We start from the raw sequence: 18,672 nt of genomic DNA, 5'->3' as shown, positions 1-18,672 counted from the left end.
CTCTCTTAGTGATGCAGCGTTACACGCTATAATATTTTTGCTGTTTACTGGCCATGAGTCGCATATTTTCCGTAGGCTCATACAGCTTACCCAGATGGCTATATTGGTCAGCAAGAAAACAAAACTCCTGCAAGCCAAATTGGTCTAGATAATGCAAAACACCTCCCAAATATGGAGGAAAGCCAATACCATAAATCAGGCCGGTATCTGCCTCCTCAGGAGAAGCAATAATACTTTCTTCGAGACAGCGTACTGTCTCTATACAAAGGGGAACCATCATACGAGCAATAATTTCATCATCTGCTAGCTCTTTTTTAGAGGGTGCTATTTCATCAAGAATTTCATAGATTTCCTGATTAAAAACCTTCTTCGGTTTACCTTTATTATCTGGCTCATAAGTGTAGAAGCCTTCTCTGCTTTTCTGACCAAAGCGCTTTAGTTCGAATAGACGATCCACAGCATTTTTACCTTCATGCTGCATCCGATCTGGAAAACCTTGCGCCATCACTTGATCCGCATGGAAAGCCGTATCAATACCTACAACATCCATTAAATACGCTGGCCCCATTGGCCAGCCAAACTCTTCCATAACACGGTCAATTTTTTGGAAATCACCCCCTTCTTGTAGCATCAGAGAAAAGCCAGAAAAGTAAGGAAACAAAACTCTATTCACAAAAAATCCCGGGCAATCGTTTACAACAATCGGGGTTTTGCCCATTGCTAAGGCGTATGTAACCGTTTTAGATATAGTCGCCTCACTGGTTTTCTCGCCGCGAATGACTTCCACCAAGGGCATTCGATGGACAGGATTAAAAAAATGCATGCCACAAAAATTTTCAGGCCGAGCTAAATTGCTTGCTAACTCACTAATATATATTGTCGATGTATTTGAGGCCAACACGGTGTGATCTGAAATATGATCTTCAGCTTCTGCTAGTACTTGTTGTTTAATAACTTTGTTTTCAACCACGGCCTCGATCACAAAATCAACGCTCTCGAATCCGTCGTAGTGTAAAGAAGTGGAGATGGCGCTGATTTTTTTAAGCGCCCTATCAGCACTTAAACGGCCTCGCTCAACCTGACCAGTAAACAGCTTATTCGCCTCTTCTAATCCAAGCTGCAAGGCTTCAGCGTGAATATCTTTCATCAAAATAGGCGTGCCTTTTGAAGCAGACTGATAGGCAATTCCTCCACCCATAATACCAGCACCCAAAACAGCAGATTTGACTACTGGCTCAGAATCTTTAGCAAGCATTCCCGCTTTTTTCTTCACACATTGATCACTGAGAAAAAGTTTCACTAGGGAGTGCGCTACATCGCCCTTCGCTAGTTTAAGAAAACCTTTTCTTTCTGTTTCTAATGCTTTGTCTAAATCTTGGCTAATGCACTTTTCTATTGTTTTAACCGCGGCCATTGGCGCTGGGTAATGTCGACCTGCCTTAGCGCCAACAACGCCTCGTACCGACTCAAATACCATGAGTTTCTCAATCGGTGAAAAAGCCATTGGCGCTCGTAACTCATCTCTACGTCGACGGTAATCAAACTTCCCATCCATTATCTGCTGAATTAAATGGCGAGCGGATTCGTTCACCTTATTCGCTGATACCACAGCATCCACAGCACCATCTTTAAAGGCGTCGGCACTTCGCTTTTGTGCGCCACTGGCAATCCATTCACAGGCATTATCTGCACCGATAAGCCTTGGTAAACGTACACAACCACCCCAGCCAGGATATATACCCAACTTCGTTTCCGGTAAGCCAATTTTTGCTGTGTCCGCCATGACTCGATAGTCACAGGCGAGGCATAGTTCTAAACCACCTCCCAATGCGAGGCCATTTATTGCTGCAACCGTTGGACAGGGTAAATTGGATATGTCGTTAAAGAGATTATGCACATTGAGCAACTGATCCATTAGGTCTTCGTCAGTCAACCTAAACCAAGTTGTAAATTCAGTAATATCCGCACCTACAACAAAAGCCTCTTTCGCACTGGCAAATATTACTCCTTGTAAATCATCGGTATGCTTTAATAAATCAACGACATCAGCCAACTCACATAGGGTGGCCTGATTAAATTTGTTAACAGACTCTCCAGCTAAGTCCAATGTCACAGTGGCTACATCACACTCATCTAAAACAACTGTCATTGATTGACCTTGATACAGCATGCTGACCTCCATTTATAATTGATTTTTAGCCTATGCAAACGAGCTTGTGTTAGCGGATATAAAGTAAAATGGACATTACCAACCTCACTCAAGTGCCTTCTCTAAATTGGGGAGAGCTACGAATAGATCTTCAACCAATCCGTAGTCTGCTACCTGAAAAATAGGGGCATCTTCATCCTTATTAATAGCAACAATGACCTTTGAGTCTTTCATGCCTGCTAGATGCTGAATGGCTCCAGAGATGCCAACTGCAATATACAAGTCAGGCGCTACTGTCTTACCTGTTTGCCCTACTTGTAAATCATTTAGCGCAAAGCCAGCATCCACAGCAGCCCTTGAAGCACCAACCGCGGCACCTAATTTATCTGCTATACCTTGGAGAAGCTGAAAGTTTTCACCACTTCCCATACCTCGCCCCCCTGAAATAACAACTTTAGCTGAGGTAAGTTCTGGTCGGTCTGATTTGGTCAATTCTTCATTAAGAAAACGTGATACGTGGCTCTCAATAGTTTCAGACAATACCTCGATTTGCACAGCATCTGCGTTTATTGAGGCTTCAGGAAATGAAGTAATACGAATGGTCAGCACTTTAATTGGATCAGAAGACTGCACGGTCGCGATGGCATTACCAGCATAGATAGGACGCACAAACGTATCTTCAGACTTAATCTCGGTAACATCTGATAACTGGGCAACATCCAGCACAGCGGCCACCCGAGGAAGAACATTTTTACCCATGCTAGTTGATGACGCTAAGATGTGACTATAATTATCGGATATAGACACCACCAACTTAGCCAGATTTTCTGCAAGGTGATGTTCATATACAGCGTTCTCAGCAGATAAAACTTTGTCCACCCCTTTTACGCAAGCCGCCTGTTGAGCCACATTGTAGCAATCAGAGCCAGCTACTAAGATATGAATATCGCCACTTAACTGTGCCCCTGCGGTTATCGCTTTAAGAGTTGCAGGCATAAGCTCTCTATTATCATGATCAGCAATAATTAAAATACTCATGAGATTACCCCCGCTTCGCTTTTTAATTTTTCTACAAGCTCTTCTATAGAATCCACCTTAACACCGGCACTTCTCTCTGGTGGAGGAGTCACTGAGACGATTTTGAGATTAGAAGTGGTACTAACCCCTAATTCCATAGGTGTTTTAGTCTCAAGCGGCTTTTTCTTGGCCTTCATAATATTTGGCAGAGAGGCAAATCGCGGTTCATTGAGGCGTAAATCCGTTGTAACAATAGCGGGAAGCTGAAGAGATAAAGTTTGTAAGCCACCATCAATTTCCCGAGTTACAATAGCTTCGTTATTTGCAATATCTAGATTTGAGGCAAAGGTAGCTTGAGGAAGGTCTAACAAGGCCGCTAGCATTTGGCCTGTTTGGTTATTATCTGAGTCAATAGATTGCTTACCCAAAATCATCAAATCAGGTGATTCTTCTTCTGCTACTTTCGCTAACAGTTTTGCTACTACAAGTGAGTCTAAACCGTCTTCTGCATCAATATGGAGGGCTCGATCCGCACCTAATGCCAGCGCGGTACGCAAGGTTTCATGGCATTTTTGGGAACCTATTGAAACAACCAAAATATCACTTGCGACTCCCTTTTCTTTTAAACGAACAGCTTCTTCTACTGCGATTTCACAAAAAGGGTTCATCGACATCTTGACGTTGGATAAGTCAACCGCAGTATTATCAGCGTTGACACGCACCTTAACGTTGTAATCAATCACACGTTTTACGGATACTAGGATTTTCATACATCCCCCCTTTTTATTGTTTTTGTATACTCAATACTAGTTCTGAAGCATTTTTCAGCAATAACAAAAAAGCGCCCATTAGCTAACAAAAAAGGTCACAAAAATTAATACTAAAGAGAAGTCTGTTGTGGGAGTTATTTGGGGCGCAAAAAGAAACTTTTCAGCGTATTTTGAGTTTCATTGGAAGCTAAGCTTTCTTTAAAGAGAATACTTTCCTGCTGTAAAGACGTTTGTAAACTAGGTTGAACTTCTCTCTTTAATAAACGCTTGGTTGTTTGTACGGAAAAGCTTGGGAGTGAAGCAATCCTAACAGCATATAGTAAGGCTAAATCATAAGCCTCACCCTCTTCACATAAATGGTTCACCATAGACATGTCATAAGCGACATTGGCGTGAAAAGTCTCCCCTAACACCAAAATCTCAAAAGCTTTTAGGTGACCAAGTAAACGAGGCAATATGTAGGTCGACGCAGCTTCTGGAACCAAACCTAATTTTACAAAAGGGAATTGAAACCTTGCCTCACGAGACGAGATAACCATATCACAATGCAAAAGTAACGTTGCCCCTATGCCAATGGATGCACCCTCCACTGCGGCTATTATTGGCTTTTTATAGTGTGTCAGTGCATTAAGAAAGGTAAGTGCAGCTTGCATACCCTCAGACGGTTGAGCGAGCTCATCAATATCATTTCCCGAGGAAAAATTACCACCCGCGCCATGTAATAACGTGGCTTTAATGGATTCATTTTCCTGCGCTCTTGCCAATGCCTGAGAAAGCAGAGAATACATTTCTAAATTAAGCGCATTCTTTTTATCTACTCGGTTCAAACACAGTATTTGCAGGCCAGATTCAATTTTTTCTGTTACTAATAAGCTCACAACAGCTCTCCTCACAAAGAAGAGCTGTCTCTACCCATTATTAGAAAGCCTGTTCGCCTTTCTACAGGACTAAGCTTACTCTTCGTCTCTCAACGCTCTACGTAGCACTTTACCAACATTCGTTTTAGGAAGTTCGTCTCTAACTTCAACAATTTTAGGCACCTTGTACGCAGCCATGTGTTTCTTACAAAAAATGCGAAAGGCCTCTAAATCTAGACTGTCAACATCCGCTTTTAAAGTAACGAAAGCCTTCACCGCTTCTCCAGTATAGTCATCTGGGATGCCTATTGCTGCAGACTCTAAAATACTTGGGTGTGATGACAAGCATTCTTCTACTTCTGTTGGATAGACATTAAAACCAGAGACAATGATCATATCTTTAGCTCGGTCAACAATTTGCAGATAACCATCAGCATGTTGCAAAGCAATATCTCCGGTAATCAGATAGCCATCTTCTGTCATAACCTCTTGAGTATCTTTCTCACGATTCCAATACCCTTTCATGACTTGTGGACCTCGAACACACAACATGCCCGACTCACCTTGTGCCACTTCGGCTCCATCGTCGTTGATGATTTTTACATCGGTCATTTCGACTGGTATACCGATAGTACCAATACGTTCCTGTCCCAATGGATTGAAGGCTACAAGAGGAGAGGTTTCTGTTAAACCATAACCTTCTACTATGTTGCATCCAGTCACTTCTTCCCATGTTTCAGCCGCTGCGTGTGTAAGAGGCATACCGCCTGAACAGGTAAGTTTTAACGCAGAGAAATCAACATTTTTAAACTCTGGTTTATTACATAGCCCCATGAACAAAGTATTAAGGCCTACCATTCCTGTAAATTTCCAGTTTTTAAGCTCTTTAATAAAAGCAGGTAAGTCTCTAGGGTTTGGAATCAAAATACTGTGTGCACCATATTCCACCAGCGTTAAACCATGAATCAAAAAGGCGTAAATATGGTATAGAGGTAAAGGCGCGATATAGATTTCTGTTCTTTCCACTAAAGTGGAAGTTAGACGGGAGCGTAACTGGTACATATTTGCTATGAGGTTAGCATGAGTCAACATGGCCCCCTTGGCAACGCCAGTTGTTCCCCCTGTATACTGAAGAACAGCGATATCTTCAGGTTTGGCAACATGCTTAACAAGAGGCTTCCCTATTCCTATAGATAAAGCCTGATTAAGTGTTATCGCTTCAGGCAAGGAATAGGCAGGAACCATTTTCTTCAAGTATTTAACGACAGAGTTAATCAATACACGTTTTACAGGAGAGTGAAAATCAGCGATTTCTGTCACTATCACTTTCTCTACAGAGGTGTTTTTTATAATTTTCTCAACATTATGAGCCATGTTTGCGAACACTACGACCGCTTTAACATTGGCATCATTAAACTGATATTCCAGTTCTCTAGGTGTGTATAAAGGGTTGGTATTAACGACTACAAGACCAGCCTTCATAGCGCCATACATAACAACTGGAAACTGAATTACATTAGGAAGTTGAATAGCAATCCGATCGCCAACTTGTAAATTCGTTTCATTTTGCAAGTATGCGGCAAACAAGTCTGATTTTTGGTCCAACTCCTGATAAGTAAGAGTGCGACCAAGGCTAGTAAAAGCGGGTAAATTAGCATATTTACTAACAGCCAGAGACAATATATCCGTCAAACACTGATAATTATTTGGGTTAAAAGAGTCCGGCAAATAACTACCGGGGTTCTTCCAGTTACAAGGGTCTGCTTGAGGTGAGGCATCTACTGTCATATTAGACTCCGCTTATTTTTGTTTTTAAGGAGAAATCTATCATTCGCAACCTAACCACGTATAAATCTGTATAAACTATTTCAATGGAACTATCTAAGAGCAAGTTCCATATTTCATACGGGGAAAATCTGGGTTAATTTTGTTGCTAGCATTATATCTCCGTCTGCCCTTATTTTACCTTGCATAAAGGCAAACATACCATCTAAATCCCCCTCTACAATCCGCTTTAAGGTATTAAAATCCATATTCAAGGTTACCGTTGGGTCATCATGCTCACCATAGCCAATTTCACAAGTTGAATTTTGTACTAATAAAAAATAGTTATTGGAGTCATCTAATTCAAATTGAAACACAGCGTCCATACTTTTCGCTTCATTTGAGTCAAAACGATTAACCATAGCTTTAAATAACGCTTTTGCATCACTCATAATTAATCTCCTGCTCTTTGATAGTGTTTCTTGGTTCAAAATCTAATAAGCCTTTTAGTCATCTAAAAATATAAAATCATTAGCGTCCATAGCTAATAAATTATCAGCTCCGGAGAGCATTGCAGCTATATGCGCCCGAGTACGAGGCAGTATTCGCTGAAAATAAAAGTGCGCTGTTTGTAATTTAGCAGTATAAAAATTTTCCTCTGCTGCCCCCTTCTCTAATTTTTGCTGTGCTAAGACAGCCATACGCGCCCAAAAATACGCGAGCGTGACATAACCAGAAAACATCAAATAGTCTACGGAAGCCGCACCAACTTCATCTCGGTTTTTCATTGCCTTCATGGCAACTGTCATCGTCACCTCTCCCCACTCGGTATTTAAGGCATTTAGTTGATTTATCAGCTCACCCAAACTTGGATGCGATTCATTTTCCTTACAAAATTTATGAACGATTTTCGTGAATCGCTTAAGTGTTTCACCCTGTGACATCAACACTTTTCTTCCCAACAGGTCTAATGCTTGTATTCCCGTGGTTCCCTCATACAGCATAGAAATTCGGCAATCCCTAACGTTTTGCTCCATACCCCATTCAGAAATGTATCCGTGCCCACCAAACACTTGCAGCCCTAAATTTGCAGATTCAAAACCTGTTTCTGTTAAAAAAGCTTTCGCAATAGGTGTGAGTAAGGACATAAGTTCTTCCGCTTCGACTCTCTCTTCCTCTGAGCCTCGCTTACTCACATCCACCAATAATGAACAATAATGAATTAAAGCTCGACCTCCTTCTGAAAAAGCCTTTTGAGTAAGCAACATCCGACGGACGTCAGGATGAACTATGATTGGATCTGCTGCTTTATCTGGTTCTTTGATTCCAGATAAAGAGCGCATTTGCAACCTATCTTTCGCATAACAAACAGAGTTTTGTAGCGCCCACTCACTGTGAGCTAAACCCTGCAAGGCCGTACCTAATCGCGCCGTATTCATAAAAGTAAACATACAATTAAGGCCTTTGTTGGCAGGGCCTATTAAAAAACCCGTCGCACCATCAAAATTCATTACGCAGGTTGCATTACCATGAATGCCCATTTTATGTTCAATAGACCCACAGGTTACGGCATTACGACTACCTATATCTCCTGACTCACCAAGATTAAATTTCGGCACAATAAACAAGGAAATACCTTTTGTCCCTTCAGGGGCATTTGGCAGTCTAGCCAATACAATATGCACAATATTTTCGGCCATATCGTGCTCACCTGCTGAAATAAATATTTTTGTGCCTGACACCTTAAAGCTTCCATCATCTTGAGGCTCAGCTTTGGTTTTCAGCATTCCTAGATCTGTACCACAATGGGACTCTGTCAAACACATGGTACCTGTCCACACTCCTGATACTAGCTTGGTTAAATAAAGTTGCTTTTGCTCTTCCGTACCATGAAGCTCAATTGTCTTCATTGCTCCATGACTTAAACCCGGATACATACTCCATGCCCAATTTGAGGTAGCAATCATTTCGGTAACTATCATGCCTAGAGAGTCAGGTAAGCCTTGGCCCCCGACATTTTCTGGGTGAGAAAGTGAAGGCCAGCCACCATCTACATATTGTTGATAAGCTTCTTTAAAACCATCGGGAGTTATCACGTTTGAATCTTTATATTGGCAACCTTGCATATCACCAATCCGGTTGAGGGGGGCTAGTACACGCTCGGAAAACTTAGCACCTTCTTCTACGATAGCAGATACCATATCAGGTGATGCTTCTTCGCAACCCGATAGTTTTGAGTAATGTAAATTGAACTGAAGTAACTCCTCAGTAACAAACCTAATATCTCTCAACGGGGCTTTATAGTTTGGCATAGTCATCACCCTATTCTTATTATTAATACTTCATGCAAAAGCTCTCCATGCCATAAAGACTCTTCCAAAATAGCAACGGTCTCAATGACAAAAGGAGTTAATCTTGGTGGCAAAAAAGATCAAAAAAGTATTCATAACTCACTAGGGAAGGTTTATAGAATATCTAGAACAATTAGGAAGTGGACAAGTTAATAAGAAAGGAAAGAAGCTGCTTATAGACTTTACTCTTGAGCTTTGTATTCCTCAAAGCTACGAAAGGCTTTAACAAGCAGGATTAAGGGTGTTAAACATATTGACCAGCACAATAGCCGCTTGCCCATGCCCATTGGAAGTTGTAGCCCCCAAGCCAACCGGTCACATCAAGCACTTCACCAATAAAGAAAAGCCCTTTTTGTTTTTGTGATTCAAAGGTTTTAGAAGACACCTCTTTAGTATTAATGCCCCCTAATGTTACTTCAGCAGTACGATATCCTTCTGTACCGTTTGGTGAAATATCAAAATCACTAAGCGAGGAATACAATGCTTCAAGTTGTTGATTAGATATTTGCGCCGAGCGCTCTGTCAGCCAAGGAAAGTCGAGCTTTATGATGTCTATTAAGCGTTTAGCTAAAAGTGTAGACAAAACTCCTTCGTAGCTTTTTTTCGGGGATTCTTGTCGAACACGCATCAAACTTTCTAACGACAACTCAGGTATTAAATTAATTTGTAATGCTTCACCTGGCTGCCAAAAGTTGGTAATTTGCAAAATAGAAGGTCCACTAACCCCACGATGGGTGAACAACATAGGCTCATTAAAGCTAACGCCATTTGATGCCGCTGACACATCACATGCAATTCCAGATAAAGCATTTAATGTTTCTTTTCGGTCTGGCTGTACAGTAATAGGTACTAAACTTGCTCTGGTCGGCAATAAGCTATGCCCAATCTGCTTCGCCACTTCATAGCCAAACCCTGTCGCTCCTTTAGTTGGAATTGATAATCCACCTGTAGCAATCACTAGGGAATCACACAATAAATCACCTTGGTTGGTTTTTAAAAGTTTGCCCTCACTCAAAAACTCAATGGAATTGACTTGCGTGTTCAGCTTTATTTCCGCCCCAGACCACTCCACTTCGGTAAGTAAAATACTTAGGAGGTCCTTTGCTGTGTGTTGGCAAAATAATTGACCGGGGGCTTTTTCGGTATACTCCAAACCATGTCGGTCGACTAAGTCCACAAAGTCTTGAGAAGAGAAGCGTCGTAATGCAGAAATACAAAAGTGAGGGTTATCGGATAAGAAATGCTTTGGTGAAGCATCCATATTAGTGAAATTACAGCGCCCACCGCCCGACATTAATATTTTTTTTCCTGCTTTATTTGAATGATCTATTACAAGAACCTTTTTCCCACGATAAGCAGAAGTGGCTGCACACATTAGACCCGATGCACCAGCCCCAATAATTACCACATCTACCTTATCCACAAGCTACACCTCTCTATTTTTGAGGGTGCATTATAGTTCGTCAGAACATTAAATCCATCAAAAGGAATACATATTAGGCAATACCTTAACAAAAACAAGTTTCTAAACTTTGTCCACACATTCCGTGAAAAAGGCTGTGGGAATCACAATTTTCCCCATATTTTTCAATGCGATAAATAAAATCAAACATTATTTAATTTTTTAATCAAAAAATTTAAATCAAGTGAAAATCAAGAGTTAAAGAAAAATAAATCATATTTTTTTTAAAAAAGGACTACACACAAATACTGTTTTTATATACAGTACTGTATAAACAAACAGTATCTATAAAGGATATACAAATGATTAAGCTAAAATCACCATTACGTAAATTCCACAAGATAATGATTCTCTGCATATTGCCTTTAACCATATATGCACCTGCCAAAGACCTTCTTGCTTATGCCGAGACTCACTTTTCTAAACAAAGTATCGATATCGTAGATGCTTCGTTTGGCGCCAAGATGCCGTGGCAAGAAAGTAAGTCAGATTATGTCAAAGTAGGACAAAGCGCTCAGTCAAGCTTATCTAGATCGCAAATTATTTACACTAAACTGCGCTTTAAAAACCCTACAACAGAAACGCAGACTTATAGAAAAATTTGGTTAAACTTCTCACATGAAAATGGAGACCAAGAATACACAACAGATTACACTCTCTATAACAAAGAAACTCGCCAGCGCTTAATTGGTCAAACGGTAGAGCTTGGGCCAAACAGCAGCATTGATGTAATCGCGGCCTATCGCTTTATCCCTAGTTATAAGCACAAGTCACCAACAACAATGAGCATCTCTTGGGAGGGGCAAGATCAACTAAGAAGCAAAGCTTGTGAATATGACCTAGAAACAACCGCAGGCAACACATTCCAATACCAGTGTAAAAAGTAACAAAGATAGTGTAATTCAGACCATCGAGCTGTTGATAATCGTTTTTATTTCCAATACTATGAAAAAACAAATTAATCTCTATATCGCGTGCTTGCGCAAACTTATATTTGGAGCTAAAAAATGAAACGATTGTTAACCCCTATTGCAATTTGTGTTGCAGGTGCAGCACTTACTGCATGTGGTCCTGCTAGCGTTAAAAGTGAATCAACAGTGACTGCTGATGCAGTTGTATCTCACTACGCAGATATCGCAGAAGCTGTTTACACAGACTCATTAGTGACAGCAAAAGAATTGCGCTCAACTATCAATACATTTTTAGCAGCACCAACAGAAGCCAATCTTGAAGCAGCCCGTGCCTCTTGGGTCGCTGCTCGCGCTCCTTACCAACAAAGTGAAGTATATCGTTTTGGTAATGCCATCGTTGATGACTGGGAAGGCAAAGTAAATGCTTGGCCATTAGATGAAGGTTTAATCGATTACGTAGCAAAAGACAGCTACGGTACTGAGTCTGATCTTAACCCTCTTTACACAGCCAATGTTATCGCCTCTAAAACTCTAATGATCGGCGGCGAAAAAGTTGACGCTACAAATATAACTCCAGAGTTAATTGCAGAGTCTTTACAGGAAGCAGACGGTGTAGAAGCAAACGTTGCAAGTGGTTACCACGCGATTGAGTTTTTACTTTGGGGACAAGATCTAAACGGTACAAACCCTGGTGCAGGCGAACGTCCAGCTACAGATTTTGATCTAAGCAACTGTACTAATGGAAACTGTGATCGTCGTCGTGACTATCTAGTGGCAGCAACTGACCTTCTTATTTCAGACCTTGAAGAAATGGCAAATAACTGGAAAAAAGGTGGTGAAGCACGCGTCGCATTAACTGACCAGTCTGCTGAAGAAGGCTTATCAACTATGCTTACAGGCATGGGTAGCTTAGCTTACGGTGAGCTTGGCGGCGAAAGAACAAAACTTGGTCTAATGCTACATGACCCAGAAGAAGAACATGACTGTTTCTCAGATAACACTCATTGGTCTCACTACCATGACGCTCAAGGCATCAAAAATGTTTACCTAGGTGAATATAAGCGCGTTGACGGTAGCTGGGTTAAAGGCCCTTCTCTATCTAAACTAGTATCTCAACAAGATGCTAAACTTGATGTTGAAATGAAAGCTAAGCTTGAACTAACTGAAGCTGCTGCTCAAGCAATGGTTGATGCTGCTGAACAAGGTCAAACTTTTGACGTACTTATTGCTACTAACAACACTGTTGGTAATCAACTAGTTCAAACTTTCGTTGACTCACTAGTAAACGAAACTCGAGTGATCGAAGAAGTGATCCATGAATTAGATCTTCAAGGAATTGCTTTAGAAGGCTCTGATAGTTTGGACAACCCAAGCGCCGTATTTGAATAAAATAGAGTGCTAACCAAGCTCAATAAGGGTGTTATATTTAGTCGAATAATGGTATTTATCTATTTATGAGATTAAGTTTTAAACACCCTGTACTCAATATAGCTGGCATCCTTGCCAGCTATATTTGTTTACAATCCCCTATATTTGCCAACGATTACTCCCAGCCAATCAGTGGCCTTCCTGTTGAACAAAAACTTAATTTTAAAATTGGCGAATCTGTCTTTCAGAAATTTTGGGTGCCATCTCCCTCCTCTACAACGGCAAGCGATGGACTAGGGCCTCTTTTTAATACTCGCTCGTGTAATAACTGCCATATTCTAAACGGTCGTGGCCATGCACCTGAACCAAATATTTATGGCTCTAGTATCCCCTCATTTTTGGTTCGATTTGGCCAAAAGGTACCGAATCAAGAGTTAAACCCTCAAACCATATACCCCAATTTGGGTGACGAAGTTTATGGCAAACAATTACAAGGCCACAACTCTCAAGGAGTTACTTCTGAAGGCGACTTCCAACTAACTTATACTGTAAAGAAAGAAAAGCTAGCGGATGGCACTATTGTCGAATTACGCAAGCCGTCAATATCTTGGAGCTCTCTTAACTATGGTCCCTTGGGAGAAAATACAGAAATTGCACTACTCGTGTCACCTCCTCTAGTGGGCATGGGATTATTAGATAATATTCCAGATGATGTCATTCTTAAAAATGCCGACCCTGAAGACTCCAATAAAGACGGCATTAGCGGCCGAGTAAACTGGGTCGTAACTAACAAACATGGCACTAAATCGATTGGTCGTTTTGGTTATAAAGCGACAGCGACTTCTGTTAATGTTCAAAACCAACAAGCATTTAATATCGACTTAGGCTTATCTACTCCTTTAGAAAGATCGCCTTCTGGAGATTGTACAGAACATCAGGTTGCCTGCATTAGTAGTTTAAACGGAAACAGCACACACTTAGGTAATGTTGAAGCGGATAAAGAGCAAGTTAAGCTGGTTAATCTTTTCGTATCTTTGTCATCCCCTCCCAAGATGCGAAATTTAAGAGATACAGACTTTTTAGAAGGTAAAAAGTATTTCGACCAAGCTAACTGTGCTGCTTGCCATATTCCGAAAATGACAACAGGCAGTAATGCAACTTACCCAATATTAAACAACCGAATCTTTTACCCTTTTACAGATATGCTATTACATGATATGGGTGATGACCTAGCAAGTGGCTTTCCCATATTTTCTGCTCATCCTAATGAGTGGCGCACTGCACCTTTATGGGGAATAGGCTTATCCGAGAAAGTATCTGGACGAAAAGGCTTTTTACACGACGGTAGAGCTCGTACAATTGAAGAAGCCATTTTATGGCATGGCGGCGAGGCGAAGCAAAGCCAACAGTTTTATAAACAATTAGAATCAACACAACGCAGCAAACTTATCTATTTTCTGGAATCTCTTTAATGAAACAGCTTTCTAAATACATATTTCTAGCAATGAGCATTGCAAGCCCTATACAAGCTTCCGCTAATGAATGGCAGGAGCCGCTTAATGGCATAGTCAATCACGTCATTAAAAATGGGTATAACAACTACTCTGCCTCTGCTCAAAAACTACAGAATTCAAGCTATGCCTTTTGCAGCACCCCATCCTCACAAACCCTTACTCAAGCAAAGGACAGCTTCAAAGAAAACACTCTGGATTGGCAGAAGATACAATGGTTAAATTTTGGCCCCGTAACCTATTTCATGCGATATTACGCATTTGAATACTGGCCTGATAAAAAAGGCATTACTCAAAGGCAGTTGAGAGCACTAACGCAAACGGATACTGAGGCAATGGACGCACCAAAATTTTGGACCTCGGCCAGTATTGCAGTAAGAGGTCTAACAGCAATAGAAAGCTTACTGTACCACCCAGACTTTGACCCAATAAACTCTCAGAAGCACTGTGACTTACTTAAGAGAGTCACTAAACACCATTCTGAAAGTGCAAACGAAGTAAGCTTACAATGGAAAAACGCTAGTGCTCAAGACTGGGTATTTGATGAAGAAGGCAGCGGATTTGATAAAGAAAAAGCAGCCATGGAATTATTTTTACAACAGTGGATTGAACATATGTCCGCCGTAAAAGATGCAAAACTAGAAACACCAATTGGCTATCATGGTCGCCAGAACCTCAAGCTAGCTGAGTTTTATCGGAGCGACCTATCGCTAAACAGCATCCATGAAAACTTGAAAGCATACCGTAAAATTTATCATTCTGGGTCCCCTTCTCTATTCGATATAGCAATAAAGTCGCAACCAGAACTTGCCAAAAAGCTTGAGGCTCAACTCATTGAAAACCAAAGGTTAGCCCTACAGCTACCAAGTGACTTTTTTGCACCTACCCAAGAGCAAAATGAAAAAGTAACCATGGCAACCCCACTGGTAAAATCTATTTCTCTTAGTCAGTCTTACCTAACAAATTTAGTGACTAATCTTGGCTTTCAAATTGGCTTTAATAGTAGAGACGGTGATTAAACATGTTAACAAGGCGATCATTTCTCGCCCTGGGTTCCGCTTTAACCCTAACACCGACATGGGCTGAGATATCAGGTGCTGGGACAAATAGAAAACTGTACGCTTCCGCCTTTTCCACTCCTGAAAAGAAGCATTATTTCGGTGTAATCGATGATAATGGCTCAATACTTTGGAAAAATACTCTTCCAGCTAGAGCACATGCCCCCGTCATTCACCCTGAAAAAGCGATTATTGGTATAGTGTCACGAAGACCAGGTTATTTTATGCATTTTTATAACCTAGCTGATGCTCAACTTATAAAGCGTATCGAACCTCAGAAAGGTCATCATTTCTACGGACACGCAACATTCTCAGATGACGGCAAAAACCTTATTACTCAGGAAAACCACTACCCATCTGGGGCGGGGAAAATATTTATTCGCCAATGGCCTAGTGGAGAAATTATTCATGAATATAGTAGTAATGGTATTGGCCCTCACGAATCTATCTTGTGGCAGGGGAATACTTTGGCAATTGCTAACGGTGGGCTAAAAACTCACCCGAATAACGATAGGGAAATTCTAAACAGAGAAACAATGGAGCCAAACCTAACTTATCTGTCTTTAGAGAACGGCCAACCTCTTAACAAATTAACTCACCCCAAGGAATATTCTCAGCTTAGTATTAGGCACCTAGATATTAATCGCGACGGTATAGCTGCATTAGGCTTTCAATATAAAGGAGACCTTCGAGATCAAGTACCTTTAGTAGCTTTATCTCATATTAGTTGGTCAGATATAAAATATTTATCGATGCCAGAAGATGTAAGAATACGGTTTAAACAGTATTGTGGCAGCGTTTGTTTTGACAAGTCGGGGAATATTCTAGCGATAAGTACGCCCCGTGGCGGTTTAGTTGCGTTTTGGGATGTGAATTCAAAAACATATCTAGGATTAAAAAATTGCCGTGACGTTTGTGGTATAGCTCCAACGGACTCTTCACATGAGTTTTTGCTAAGCAGTGGCACAGGCACATTAATGAGATATAACCCAATAGTCGGCTCCACAACCATGATCAAAAAACATACAAATATATTGTGGGACAACCACTTAAAATGCCTTTCAGTGTAAAAATCTCTCTTAATGCATTGCAAAAGCGTAGTCAAACTATCTATTTTTAGGTAGTGTCTATGTAAGTAAATGTAAGTATAAGCAAGGTGATTCGCCCAATTCTTTTCTATAATTAAGAAGTTAGACAATGTTGATAAATGCGCTAAAAGAATTTTTTTTAATTGATCCTAAGCTTGCTTTAAATGATAACGAAAGTAGTTTTAAAGAAGGGTCTTTGAGAATACTACTTTCCCTAACAGTATTCATTTTTGCCATATCAGAACTTCATGGTCTTGTAATTTCCAACGGACTTCATTTCTTCAGTTCTAATACCGCCTATTTAGCTATATTTTCTGCATTACTTTTCCTTAGCAAAAAATCACCAAAAGCCAGCGCTATAATATTCACCTTAACTCTAATAGTTAGTTTTTTACATTTGATTATTAGTAATGATTTTTACGCACAAAATTATGCTTTAGTTTCCCTTTACTCGTTACCCATCATCACTAGGTTACTATTTAACCTTAAAGCTTCAATTGCTGTAATGTTACTGAATATTTATCCATTTTATTTAGTAACCAACGGACAACCTTTGCTATCTAATATCGAAGCTATGTCTTCTTTTTATTACCAGCTGCTCGTTTTTATTACCTTAAATGTTAGCCTTTCATTCGCTGTATCTAGAATTTTATACATTTTAGAAAATAACATTTCCATCATGCGGTCTTTAAACACTAGGCTCAATACTAACTACGCTCTTCATGAGGAATTTTTCGAAAATACCGGAACCCCCACTATCTTATGTGATAAAAGTGGGCGTTTATTGAAAGTAAATAAACTCGCTCGAAAACTACTTTCCATTAAAAACAAAAAGCAATTTGCTCACTCTTCTATTACTGACTGGATAGTGCCTATCAATCAAAACAATCAGACATTATGGGAGTCTGGTACCACTGAATGCACATTAAAAAGTAACCCTAATATTCACATATCTTCCCATAGAGCTTACCTAGCAAAACACAACCATCATGCCTTACATTTAGAAAACACTACCCAACTTAAGGCGATTCAGGAGAAATTACACAATTCACAGCAAACGAATAGCCGCTTAACGCATTTCGACTCTTTGACTAAGTTACCCAATCTTCAAAATTTTTGCCGACAAGTTAATCAAAGAATTGAAAAAAACAATCACCATTTAACGGGCGCTATGTTCATTGTGCATTTGTGCCAGTTCAAGCTCCTAAACAAGCAATATGGTAAAAAAGCTGCTAACAAGGTTATTCTGGAGTTTAGCAATACCCTTCAGGACACACTTTCTGAACAAGCCATAATAGGTCGCTTACATGGTGTTAAGTTCGCTTGCTTTGTGCAATTAAACCAAACCCACCTGATCAAGAAAAACTTAACCACTTTTATCCAATCGATTTTGCCTAGCCAAATAAAATTAGATAGAAACATACTCAATATGGACTATCAAATAGGTATCGCCTACTTCCACACGGATGGAAGTGAAGCAGAGGTATTACTCGACCATTGTGAAATGGCTTTAGAGAACTCCAGTAGCTCTGAGCGCTTCTCCTACTATAATAATGATCTAGAAAACAAGCTCATCGAAGAACACAAATTAGGACTAAGACTAAGCGAAGCTATAAAAAACAAAGAGCTTGATATGTGGCTTCAACCTCAAGTCAATTCAAGAGGTGAAATTTGCTCTTTCGAAGCCTTAGCCCGTTGGAAACTAGACGGTAAGTTCGTCTCTCCTCTTAGCTTCATAAAAATTGCTGAAGACCTTGGCTTACTTCCAGTGCTTTCTGAAAACTTTGTCATATCTATTGTTAAAACCCTCTCTGAATGGCATAAGGAAAGCATACATATCCCTATTGCATTCAATCTAGCAGGCCAAGAGTTAATGAACGACTCCTTCTTTGCCCTTTTGATGACGCTCATCAATGAAAAGCCTTGGTTAAGCGACCTCCTAGAATTAGAAATAACAGAAACAAGTGCTGTGATGACAAACCCTCTGATACACAAACGATTAAGAAGCTTATCTCAGTATGGTTTTTCAATCGCAATTGATGACTTTGGAACGGGGCAAGCTTCCTTAGGTCAATTAATCGATATTCCGGCGAACATATTAAAAATTGATAGGCGCTTTATTAGCCCCCTACCTAACGATCAACGACATATAGATATTGTCAAATCCACCATACAACTGGCTGAATCGCTTAATATGAAAGTGGTAGCAGAAGGGATTGAGACAAAAGAACAAGCAAACCTACTTATTGCACTAGGTTGCCATACACTACAAGGCTACTATTTCGGAAAACCTTCCCCTATGAGTGATTGGACCGCAAAAGGAAATGAGAAAGCAAAAGAACTAAGAATGGTTTATTAGTATTATC

At 40.3% G+C, this 18,672-nt stretch carries 14 protein-coding genes; 6 read left to right on the top strand and 8 right to left on the bottom strand.

The window, feature by feature from the left end:
- Positions 1–19 precede the first annotated feature (19 nt).
- The 8 genes from fadB to OFY17_RS07000 form a co-directional block, all read right to left on the bottom strand.
- Complete coding sequence (gene fadB / locus OFY17_RS07035) at positions 20–2,170, bottom strand: fatty acid oxidation complex subunit alpha FadB (RefSeq protein WP_263530016.1); 2,151 nt, start codon at positions 2,168–2,170, stop codon at positions 20–22.
- 84 nt (positions 2,171–2,254) lie between these two features.
- Complete coding sequence (locus OFY17_RS07030) at positions 2,255–3,187, bottom strand: electron transfer flavoprotein subunit alpha/FixB family protein (protein WP_263530015.1); 933 nt, start codon at positions 3,185–3,187, stop codon at positions 2,255–2,257.
- Positions 3,184–3,936 (bottom strand): electron transfer flavoprotein subunit beta/FixA family protein, encoded by a 753-nt coding sequence (locus OFY17_RS07025; protein WP_263530014.1) that lies wholly within the window; start codon positions 3,934–3,936, stop codon positions 3,184–3,186. The genes OFY17_RS07030 and OFY17_RS07025 overlap by 4 nt, the downstream gene beginning before the upstream one ends.
- A gap of 134 nt (positions 3,937–4,070) precedes the next feature.
- Positions 4,071–4,814, bottom strand: coding sequence for an enoyl-CoA hydratase/isomerase family protein (locus tag OFY17_RS07020; protein WP_263530013.1), 744 nt, complete (start codon positions 4,812–4,814; stop codon positions 4,071–4,073).
- Between the two features lie 75 nt (positions 4,815–4,889).
- The gene (locus tag OFY17_RS07015) at positions 4,890–6,581 is read right to left on the bottom strand and encodes an AMP-binding protein (RefSeq protein ID WP_263530012.1); all 1,692 of its coding nucleotides are present in this window, start codon (positions 6,579–6,581) and stop codon (positions 4,890–4,892) included.
- Positions 6,582–6,694: 113 nt separating this feature from the next.
- Complete coding sequence (locus OFY17_RS07010) at positions 6,695–7,009, bottom strand: SCP2 sterol-binding domain-containing protein (RefSeq protein WP_263530011.1); 315 nt, start codon at positions 7,007–7,009, stop codon at positions 6,695–6,697.
- A gap of 54 nt (positions 7,010–7,063) precedes the next feature.
- A complete protein-coding gene (locus tag OFY17_RS07005; protein WP_263530010.1) occupies positions 7,064–8,869 on the bottom strand; it encodes an acyl-CoA dehydrogenase C-terminal domain-containing protein in 1,806 nt (601 codons plus the stop codon).
- Between the two features lie 283 nt (positions 8,870–9,152).
- A complete protein-coding gene (locus OFY17_RS07000) occupies positions 9,153–10,331 on the bottom strand; it encodes a BaiN/RdsA family NAD(P)/FAD-dependent oxidoreductase (protein WP_263530009.1) in 1,179 nt (392 codons plus the stop codon).
- A 341-nt stretch (positions 10,332–10,672) separates the two neighbouring features.
- On the opposite strand from OFY17_RS07000, the gene OFY17_RS06995 reads away from it, so the two are divergent.
- The 6 genes from OFY17_RS06995 to OFY17_RS06970 all read left to right on the top strand — a co-directional run bounded on the left by OFY17_RS06995 (position 10,673) and on the right by OFY17_RS06970 (position 18,665).
- On the top strand, positions 10,673–11,257 hold the full coding sequence (locus tag OFY17_RS06995) for a hypothetical protein (RefSeq protein ID WP_263530008.1): 585 nt from the start codon (positions 10,673–10,675) through the stop codon (positions 11,255–11,257).
- A 120-nt stretch (positions 11,258–11,377) separates the two neighbouring features.
- Positions 11,378–12,670 carry an imelysin family protein gene (locus tag OFY17_RS06990; protein WP_263530007.1) on the top strand — a complete coding sequence of 431 codons (1,293 nt, stop codon included), beginning with the start codon at positions 11,378–11,380 and terminating at the stop codon, positions 12,668–12,670.
- A gap of 65 nt (positions 12,671–12,735) precedes the next feature.
- Entirely contained in the window at positions 12,736–14,121 is a 1,386-nt protein-coding gene (locus OFY17_RS06985) for a di-heme oxidoreductase family protein (protein WP_263530006.1), read from the top strand.
- Positions 14,121–15,179: an imelysin family protein gene (locus tag OFY17_RS06980; RefSeq protein WP_263530005.1), complete on the top strand. Its 1,059-nt coding sequence runs from the start codon at positions 14,121–14,123 to the stop codon at positions 15,177–15,179. The genes OFY17_RS06985 and OFY17_RS06980 overlap by 1 nt, the downstream gene beginning before the upstream one ends.
- 2 nt (positions 15,180–15,181) lie before the next feature.
- A complete protein-coding gene (locus tag OFY17_RS06975) occupies positions 15,182–16,288 on the top strand; it encodes a DUF1513 domain-containing protein (RefSeq protein WP_263530004.1) in 1,107 nt (368 codons plus the stop codon).
- Positions 16,289–17,090: 802 nt separating this feature from the next.
- Positions 17,091–18,665 carry a putative bifunctional diguanylate cyclase/phosphodiesterase gene (locus OFY17_RS06970; protein WP_263530003.1) on the top strand — a complete coding sequence of 525 codons (1,575 nt, stop codon included), beginning with the start codon at positions 17,091–17,093 and terminating at the stop codon, positions 18,663–18,665.
- Positions 18,666–18,672 lie beyond the last annotated feature (7 nt).

The organism is Marinomonas sargassi (assembly GCF_025716875.1).
GTDB classification, from domain to species: domain Bacteria; phylum Pseudomonadota; class Gammaproteobacteria; order Pseudomonadales; family Marinomonadaceae; genus Marinomonas; species Marinomonas sargassi.
Note: the sequence above shows the minus strand (reverse complement) of the source record. Positions and strands in the feature narration are given on the sequence as shown.

Bases quoted from the DNA above. Each gene is read 5' to 3' on its own strand.
- fadB (WP_263530016.1), bottom strand. From the start codon at position 2,170: ATGCTGTATCAAGGTCAATCAATGACAGTTGTTTTAGATGAGTGTGAT.
- OFY17_RS07030 (WP_263530015.1), bottom strand. From the start codon at position 3,187: ATGAGTATTTTAATTATTGCTGATCATGATAATAGAGAGCTTATGCCT.
- OFY17_RS07025 (WP_263530014.1), bottom strand. From the start codon at position 3,936: ATGAAAATCCTAGTATCCGTAAAACGTGTGATTGATTACAACGTTAAG.
- OFY17_RS07015 (WP_263530012.1), bottom strand. From the start codon at position 6,581: ATGACAGTAGATGCCTCACCTCAAGCAGACCCTTGTAACTGGAAGAAC.
- OFY17_RS07010 (WP_263530011.1), bottom strand. From the start codon at position 7,009: ATGAGTGATGCAAAAGCGTTATTTAAAGCTATGGTTAATCGTTTTGAC.
- OFY17_RS07005 (WP_263530010.1), bottom strand. From the start codon at position 8,869: ATGCCAAACTATAAAGCCCCGTTGAGAGATATTAGGTTTGTTACTGAG.
- OFY17_RS06995 (WP_263530008.1), top strand. From the start codon at position 10,673: ATGATTAAGCTAAAATCACCATTACGTAAATTCCACAAGATAATGATT.
- OFY17_RS06990 (WP_263530007.1), top strand. From the start codon at position 11,378: ATGAAACGATTGTTAACCCCTATTGCAATTTGTGTTGCAGGTGCAGCA.
- OFY17_RS06985 (WP_263530006.1), top strand. From the start codon at position 12,736: ATGAGATTAAGTTTTAAACACCCTGTACTCAATATAGCTGGCATCCTT.
- OFY17_RS06980 (WP_263530005.1), top strand. From the start codon at position 14,121: ATGAAACAGCTTTCTAAATACATATTTCTAGCAATGAGCATTGCAAGC.
- OFY17_RS06975 (WP_263530004.1), top strand. From the start codon at position 15,182: ATGTTAACAAGGCGATCATTTCTCGCCCTGGGTTCCGCTTTAACCCTA.